General features: G+C 62.9%; 4 protein-coding genes. 3 read left to right on the top strand and 1 reads right to left on the bottom strand.

Annotated features, from left to right (window positions below):
- A partial coding sequence (locus tag VFN25_RS09175; RefSeq protein WP_325141091.1) for a glycosyltransferase occupies positions 1-2932 on the bottom strand: 2932 nt, incomplete at its 3' end.
- 137 nt (positions 2933-3069) lie between these two features.
- Between VFN25_RS09175 and mrcB the strand changes: the two genes are divergently transcribed.
- The 3 genes from mrcB (at position 3070) to VFN25_RS09160 (ending at position 7935) form a co-directional block, all read left to right on the top strand.
- A complete protein-coding gene (mrcB, locus tag VFN25_RS09170) occupies positions 3070-5355 on the top strand; it encodes a penicillin-binding protein 1B (protein ID WP_325141089.1) in 2286 nt (761 codons plus the stop codon).
- Between the two features lie 40 nt (positions 5356-5395).
- The gene (locus tag VFN25_RS09165; protein WP_325141087.1) at positions 5396-5932 is read left to right on the top strand and encodes a tetratricopeptide repeat protein; all 537 of its coding nucleotides are present in this window, start codon (positions 5396-5398) and stop codon (positions 5930-5932) included.
- A gap of 62 nt (positions 5933-5994) precedes the next feature.
- Positions 5995-7935, top strand: coding sequence for an ATP-dependent DNA helicase (locus VFN25_RS09160; protein ID WP_325141085.1), 1941 nt, complete (start codon positions 5995-5997; stop codon positions 7933-7935).
- Positions 7936-8097: the final 162 nt, after the last annotated feature.

Genomic DNA, 8097 nt, shown 5'->3' with positions numbered 1-8097 from the left:
GGATCGCCGCACCCGAGCAATAGTCGGCCTCGCGGCGAAAGGCGAAACGGGTGTCGTCGGGTTCCTCGAAGCGGCCGTAGTTCCAGCCCGAGCCATCGTTGAAGATGATGCCGCCGGCTTCCTGCAGTCGACCATCCGGATAGACCAGGCGTGAGCCGACCAGACCGGCTTCGGATTCTTCGTCGAAACAGCGGATCAGCGCTTCGAGCCAGTCCGCGGTAACCACCGTATCGTTGTTGAGAAACAGCACGAATTCGCCGCGCGCGACTTCGGCACCGGCATTGCAGGATCCGACGAAGCCGAGATTTTCGGCATTGCGGATGACACGAATGCCATCGATCTCGGCAAGCCGCGCCGCGGTCGAATCAGTCGACAGATCATCGACGACGATGACCTCGAACGCGGTTGCATCGGCGTGCTCGACCAGCGAGCGCAGGCAGGCGGCGGTGTAGGCGAATTTGTTGTGTACCGGAATGACGATCGAGACACGCGGCTGCGCGCTGCCGGGAACCGCGAACGGCGAAAATTCCTCGCTCGGTGGCGCGTAGGTTTGACGCGCGTGGACTGTCGACGAGCCGCGCAACTCGCGCAGCAGCCGCGTCCAGGTTCCAGCGAGGCCGTGCTGGACGAGACTCCCGCGAAAACGCCGAATTTGCGCCAGCAGACGATGACTGCGAAAGCTCAGTGATGCGCGGATATGGCGCAAGCGCGTCGCCGTGTCGCGCATCGGCGCCGTCAGTCGCCACGAACGGCTGGCCATGACCGTCTCGTAGGCGGGTTTGAACGGGCGCAGTGCTTCGACTTCGGCATCCAGGCGTTGGGCCCAAGCCGTACGCGTTTCGAGTTCGGCCTTGTTCGCCGCCAGTTCGCGATCGAGGCCGTGGCCCCAGTCGCCGCGACGCTGGCTTTCCTCGCCCAGCGTTTTCAGTTGCGATTGAAGTGCGCTGAGTTGCTTCTCGCTACGTGAAAGCTGATCGCTGCGCGTGGCGATCAGTTGCGAGTCGATGGCGTTTGAGCGAACCGGATAGCGCAGCTCGGCAATGGTCGGCAAGTTGAGGATGCCGGCATAGGCCTTGGCCATATCGGCCAGATCCGGCTCGCGCCGGCTGGCGAGATGCTCGCGCACGCTTTGCAGGCGATCACGGTTTTCGGCCAGGGCGCGAATCGTTGCGACCACGTCCTCGGCATTCGCCTCGACATGAAAACCATCGACACCATCGTCGATACGTTCGACATAGGCGCCGAGGCGGGTGGCGATCACTGGCACGCCGAGGTCGCGCAACTCCGACAAGGTGTAACCGAATGTTTCGGCAACGGTTGGCAGCAGTACGGCGGCATCGGCGGCAAGTTCGGCGAGCAGATTGGGCAGCTGTTCGCGGCGGTAATCGAGCACGATATGCACGCCATCGATGCCGAAAAACGCATGCGCATCGGCACCGGCGCCGAGCAGGAAGACATCGGCAAATTCGCAGATTTTCGGCAGTACCTGTTCGAGCAGTTCGGCACCCTTGCCACGGCGCACGCGGCCCGGGAAAACCAGGCGCAGACGTTCGCGATTCGGCGGGTTGATCGCGCGTAGCGAATCGCCGGGCCAGGCCGAGAGGCCGTGCCCGATGATGGTTGCCGGCAGGTCGCTGAGCTCTGCTGCCAAACGCAGATCATTGTTCAGCGCCGACTGGCTGGGCGCGATCAGTTGCACCCTGGCCGCGAGCAAGCGCTCGATGGTTGCCTCACTGAGCACCTTCCAATGGCTTGCCTCGGCATTCGCAAACTCGGCTTCGCGGCCGAGTGCGGCGAGGTCGGAGACACGCTGGGCATCATCGAAGCGCAGCGTTTCGTCACTGAAATTCTTGTGCAGCACCGGCCACAGTGGATAGTGGTCGTGGACGACACGCGCGGTTGGCAAGCCGGTCTGCAGCACATCGAGGCTGTGGCCAATCAGGGAGGAAACGATGATCGCGTCGATGCAGTGTTCGCTCAGCAACTCGTCAAGCAGGATGCGATAGGCCGAATTCGAAACGTCGGTGTCGGCTATCGCGCAGGGCAGGGCGATTCGGCGCAAGGGCGGGCCGAGCAAGCTGCCGTCGTAGAGTTCGAGCCATTCGCCGTGGCGACTGCGTTGATGGCTGCCACTGGATTTGAGGACCAGTTGATCGGCACCGGTAAACGCGCTGCAAAAATCACGCACCCAGCGCTCGGCACCACCGCCCCAGCCGTGCAGGATGTGGAGGAGGACGGGCCGCTTGTCGAGCCCGGCCCGGCAGGGTGTCAGTGGAGTGTCGATCGCTTCGGTCACGCGCTCGCGCAATTCGGCCAGCGGCGAGGGCGGCAGCAGGTCGCGCGGATCAAGGCTTGCCTCGGCACCTTCAAGCGATTTGCCGCGTGCGCCGACATAGCAGTGATCAAGCATGACCTTGCGCAATCTGGTGCCGCCATCACGCAGGCGCTGACCAGACCAGGCGGAAGTCAGTGGCGACAGCGCGTCGCTGTCGATCAATTGTCGTCGTGAACAGGCGTAACAGAGCGCATCGATGCGTTCGACCGCGGCATTGCTGTTGGAGCCGGCAGCCAGCGGCGTGCGCGCAGGGTGCAGATTGTCGAGCGGCCCGGCGCCCAGCACATCGGCTTGCTCAATGGCGCGCAACAGGCGCGGCAGGGCCAGCGACGGCAATTCGGCGTCGCTGCGCACAATCAGCAGATCGCGACCGGGCAAGCGTTCCGCGAGTGCCCTCGCGATCGCCTCGGCGGATTCCATGCTGATTTCAGGCAGGCGCAGGGCGTGATCGAATCCGCTCAACGACGCCGAAGCGCCGAGAAGGACAAGCTCGGCCGCATCGGGCGCCTGCGCGATGATCTCTGCCAGCCAGTGATCCGTAAATGCGCGGGTTCCATGCACACACAGGCAGAGAGATTCCGGTGAAGATTTCGGCACGACGTTCCTGAATTCGAGCGGATGCGGATTATCGGCGATGCAGACGCACACTGCCACGACGAGGGTTCATCGACTTGCCGTTGCCCCAGGCTTTTTCCGGGCTAGACTGTCACCGATTCCACCGTGTCCGGATTGCCTTGCTACGACAATTTTTATCCTTCATCGCCCTGCTCTGGCGCTTGCTACGAGCTCCTGTCCTGCTCGGATTCGGGGCACTGGCCGGATTTCTCGTTCCCTATACGATCACTCTCGACCATCAGGTCCGCGAGCGGTTTGATGATCTGAACTGGCAGGTTCCGAGCCGGGTTTTTGCGCGGCCGCTGGATCTGGCTCCGGGGCGGCCCCTGAATGCCGATACCTTGCTGCTTGAGCTCGAAGCGGCGCGCTATCGCAAGGCAACCTCGGCCGTAACGCCCGGAACCTTCGCGCAAAACGGCAATCATTTCGAGATTGCTCGACGCGCTTTCGCCGGGCTCGATGGTCGCTATCCTGCACAGACCCTGGCCCTCGATCTGGTCGGCGGGCGGGTCACCGATCTGCTCGACGCAAAAACCGGCAAACCTTTGCATCAAGCCGAGCTTGATCCGGCGCGCATTGCCACGCTGTACGGATCGAAACAGGAAGAGCGCCGCCTGGTCCGCCTCGAACAATTGCCAACCCTGCTGGTCACCGGCCTGCAAGCTGTCGAGGATCGCGACTTCAAGCATCACCACGGCATCGATCCGGTTGCGATCCTGCGCGCGGGATGGGCCAATCTGAGCGCTGGTCGCGTCGTTCAGGGTGGTTCGACGCTGACCCAGCAACTGGTCAAGAACCTGTTCCTCGATCGCGGCCGCAGTTACGTGCGCAAGGGCAACGAGGCGCTGATCGCATTGCTGATCGAATTCCGCTACGACAAGCGGCGCATCCTCGAAGCCTACGTCAATGAAATCTTCCTCGGTCAGCAGGGTGGTCAGGCCGTGCACGGATTTGCTGCGGCCTCGGAGTTCTATTTCGGCCGCGAAGTCGAGGCCCTCGGGCCAGCCGACATCGCCTTGCTCGTCGGCCTCGTCCAGGGGCCGAGCTACTACGATCCGCGACGTGCGCCGAAACGTGCGCTGGCGCGGCGCAACCTGGTGCTTGAGCAGTTCCACGATACCGGCTTGATCGACGCCAGGGTGCTTGCCAGCGCTGCCAGCGAGCCACTCGGCATTCGTGCCAAAGGTGCCTTGCCACGCAATCGGTTTCCGGCCTTTCTGGAGCTCGTGCGCCAGCAACTGCGGCGCGATTTTGCCGATCACGAACTCGATGCCGCGGGTCTGACCATTCACACCACGCTGGCACCTTCGGCGCAATTGCAGGCCGAAGCAGCCCTCGATTCGGCGCTCAAGAGTCTCGGCAAACGCGATGCCGGTGTCGAATCCGCCGTTGTCGTCACCTCGGTTCCGAATGGCGAGGTGCAAGCACTGATCGGTGGCCGTGATGCCGATTCGCCCGGCTTCAACCGGGCTCTGGATGCGCGGCGCCCGATCGGCTCGCTGGTCAAGCCGTTTGTCTACCTGGTCGCGCTGGCCCAGCCGCAACGCTATTCACTGGCCAGCCTGATCGACGATGCTCCGGTCGATATCCCGCAACGTGACGGCACTCGCTGGATTCCGAAAAACGACGATGGTGACGTACACGGCAAGGTGTTGCTCATCGATGCGCTGAAGAACAGCTGGAATCTGGCCACCGTGCATCTCGGTCTGCGTCTCGGTGTCGACAAGGTGCGCGGCTTGCTCGAATCGTTCCGCCTTGGCCGCACGATCAATCCGAACCCGTCACTGTTGCTCGGCGCGGTCGATCTGAGTCCGTTCGATGTTGCCCAGCTCTACCAGTACTTCGCCGCTGATGGCCACGCCGTGCCATTGCGCGCGGTGCGCGGGGTCATCGATGGCAAGGGGCGCACGATGTCTCGCTTCGGCGTCAGTCCCGGTACCGGCGACTACGTGGCGGCCTCTCGCCTGGTCACCTGGGCCATGCAGCAGGTGGTCGAATCGGGCACCGCACGCTCGATCGGCGCGGCCGGTCTCGGTGATTTGCATGCTGCCGGCAAGACCGGCACCAGCGATACCCAGCGTGATTCCTGGTTCGCCGGATTCAGCGGCAACCAGCTCGGCGTGGTCTGGGTTGGCCGTGACGACAATCGGCCGACCGGCTTGTACGGGTCGACCGGCGCGCTGAAAGTCTGGATCGATCTGTTCAAGCGTTTGCCCGCGCAGCCGTTGATGCCGCCCGAAGAAGGCATCGAGCGTGTCTGGATCGATCCTGAAAATGGTCGTCTCAGTGATGCGGTCTGCTCGGGCGCGCGCGAGTTGCCGTTTGTTGAGGGTTATGCGCCGACTGATCGAGAAGGCTGCGCGATGGATCGCATCCGCGAATGGTTCGGCCAGAAAGACAATTGACGTTATGCTTGCCGACTTCCGAATCCCGTCATCGCGCTTCATGAAAATCACTCTCCGCAAGCTCCGGCCGTTCGTACTGTTTGTTTTCAGTGCTTTGCTTATGGCCTGTTCCAACCCGACTCCCAAGCAAGCACCCAGTGTGGTTCGCCCGGATACGGATCGCATTGCCGCGGTCAAGGCAATCCGCGCCGCTGGTGCGGGCGATGATTCGGCCTTGCAGGTAAATCCCTTGCGCGATCCGGCGGTCGAAGGTTTCCTGGCCAAGGCTGAGCAAGCTGAACAGTTGCAGCGACTCGATGATGCCCATGTTGCCATCCAGAAGGCGCAGGCGCTGGCCCCGGATGCACCCGATATCCTGCAAAAAGAAGCCGAGATTGAGTTCCTGCGCGGCAATATCATCGAGGCTGAAAAGCTCGCCTATGAAAGCTTCAAGAAGGGCCCGCAGGTCGGCACGCTGTGCGTGCAGAACTGGCAGACCATCATCGAGGCGCGCAAATCCTTCGGCGACAACGACTACCTGCCCCACGCCGAAAAGCGGCGCAAGGAATGCACGGTCAAGCGACCGGTGCGCCTTTGAGCGCAACCGCGCCATTGGCATCCATGTCGGCCGTGGCAGCGCGCTGACCGCGGGCCAGAATCATGGATGAAGCCGCCGACGAACTGCTTGGAGCGGAAGGGCCGTTTGCCCGCGAAGTGCCGGGTTTCGTGCCTCGTGAAGTGCAACAGCTGATGGCGCGCGCCGTGGCCGAGGCCATCGATGATCGTCACGCCCTGATCGCCGAGGCCGGTACCGGTACCGGAAAGACCTTTGCCTATCTCGTGCCGGCGATGATGTCGGGCAAGCGCGTGATCATCTCGACCGGCACCAAGGCCCTGCAGGATCAGTTGTTTCACCGCGATTTGCCGCGCGTGCGCAGCGTTCTCGGTGCGCGCCTGTCATCAGCCCTGCTCAAGGGCCGGGCCAACTACCTGTGCCTGCATCGACTCGAACAAGCGCGCAATGAAGGCCGCTTCGTCAATCGCGAGCAGGTCAGTCAGCTGCAAACGATCCATGCCTGGTCAACGGCAACGAAAAGCGGCGATCGCGCCGAGCTCGCCGAGTTGCCCGAGGATTCGCCACTGTGGCCGCGGGTTACTTCGACCACCGAGAATTGTCTCGGCAGCGACTGTCCGTTCTTCAGCGATTGTTTCGTGGTCAAGGCGCGCCGCGCCGCCCAGGAAGCCGACATCGTCGTGGTCAACCATCACCTGCTGTTTGCTGATCTGGCGATCAAGCAGGAAGGCTTCGGTGAAATCCTGCCCGGTGCCCACGCCTTCATTCTTGACGAGGCCCATCAGGTACCCGAGTTGGCCGGGCAGTTTTTCTCGATCACCCTGACCGCGCGCCAGTTGACCGAGCTCGCTACCGACGCGCTGGCCGAGTGCGCCTCGGTCAGTGGTGCGCTGGCGACCTTGCAGCCGATGATCGAAGAAATGAAGCCGGCGGTGCGCCGATTGCGCCTGGCCCTGGATCGCTTTCCGTCCAAGGCGGCGTTTGTTGTCATCGAGCGTGATGCCGAGGTCGAGCGCGAACTTGAAGGTGTGCGTGTCGCCCTCGATGAACTCGCCGCCGGGCTCGATGCGCATGCCGAACGCAGTCGTGGTCTCGCCGCGGTACACGAGCGCGCGATGGCGATGAGTGCGCGCCTGACCCATCTGTGTGACAGCGGTGCGCGCGACTCGGTGCACTGGTATGAATTGAGTCAGAACGGGTTCGCCTTGCACGCAACGCCGCTGGATCTCTCGCAACCGCTGCGCGAGTTGCGCGAACAAAGCCACGCGGCATGGATCTTCACCTCGGCGACCTTGTCGATCGCCGGGCGCTTTGATCATTTCGCCCGGCAACTCGGCCTGGAGGATCCAGCATCACTGTGTCTCGACAGCCCGTTCGACTATGCCAACCAGGCACTGGCCTATCTTCCGAAAGGTCTGCCCGAACCGAGCGCACGCGATTTCACCGATAAAGTCATCGAGGCCGTGCTGCCCGTGCTCGAAGCCTCGGCCGGGCGGGCCTTTCTGTTGTTCACCTCGCACCGCGCGCTTCGCCGCGCCGCCGAACTGCTCGAAGGGCGCGTGCCGTATCCGCTGTTTGTGCAAGGCTCCGCACCGCGTCATCAGCTACTCGCCGGTTTTCGCGAATCAGGAAACGGTGTGCTGCTGGGCGCGGCCAGTTTCTGGGAAGGCGTCGATGTCGCTGGCGAAGCCCTCAGCGTCGTCGTCATCGACAAGCTGCCGTTTGCCGCACCCGACGATCCGGTTCTCGTTGCCAGGCTCGAAGTGTTGCGCGAGTCCGGTCTCAACCCGTTTGTCGAATGGCAGATCCCGAATGCCGTAATCGCGCTCAAGCAAGGTGCGGGACGCCTGATCCGGGATATCAATGATCGCGGCGTCCTCGTCCTCTGCGATCCGCGCCTGACCAGCAAGGGCTACGGACGCATCTTCCTCGCCAGTTTGCCGGCAATGCCGCGAACGGATGATTTTGCTGCAGTCGCAGCATTTTTCGCTCCCGTTGTCGGCCCCGGTCCCGGGTCGGAGCGTTGACGGGGCCCCAGGGCGGGTTGTGCTGCCGCGCTTGCTGTTCTGCGCGCCGGGTGAGGCAATCTGAACAAGCTGAACAGAGACGCATGCATTTGCCCGGGCCGGGTGGCGATGCTATAAAACCGAGTCCGCTACTGGGGTATTCAAGGTTGACGGCTGCCTGAT

The sequence above is a fragment of the Dokdonella sp. genome, assembly GCF_035703485.1.
Classification (GTDB): Bacteria; Pseudomonadota; Gammaproteobacteria; order Xanthomonadales; family Rhodanobacteraceae; genus Dokdonella.
This window is presented reverse-complemented; position numbering and strand designations above follow the sequence as displayed.

Excerpts from the sequence above, each read along its gene's own strand:
- VFN25_RS09160 (WP_325141085.1), top strand. The coding sequence starts at position 5,995 with ATGGATGAAGCCGCCGACGAACTGCTTGGAGCGGAAGGGCCGTTTGCC.
- VFN25_RS09165 (WP_325141087.1), top strand. The coding sequence starts at position 5,396 with ATGAAAATCACTCTCCGCAAGCTCCGGCCGTTCGTACTGTTTGTTTTC.